General features: G+C 49.4%; 1 protein-coding gene. It reads right to left on the bottom strand.

The features are described from left to right. A partial coding sequence (locus tag ICN13_RS10240; RefSeq protein WP_216140217.1) for a hypothetical protein occupies positions 1-255 on the bottom strand: 255 nt, incomplete at both ends.

Raw genomic sequence — 255 nt, 5'->3', positions numbered from 1 at the left:
GATCGTTACATCATTTGGATCCATAAAGGATGAGAGGGCATAGTCCTGAAAAGCACCATACGCCTCATTAGTAAAGCCTTCAAACTCAAGCACTGAAACAGGACCACCAGGCCCATTCTCCAGGTAGCAGTCCGTTACTGTTACGCCGCTATCGATCTTGGTATTGCCATCGCCATAGTAAAGATGTGTGCCAACAGGAACTGGGCTCGAGAATGTTCCAGGCGCAAACCTCGCTCCACCAACTCCATAGTCAGG

Source organism: Polynucleobacter sp. MWH-Berg-3C6, assembly GCF_018881855.1.
GTDB lineage: Bacteria > Pseudomonadota > Gammaproteobacteria > Burkholderiales > Burkholderiaceae > Polynucleobacter.
Note: the sequence above shows the minus strand (reverse complement) of the source record. Positions and strands in the feature narration are given on the sequence as shown.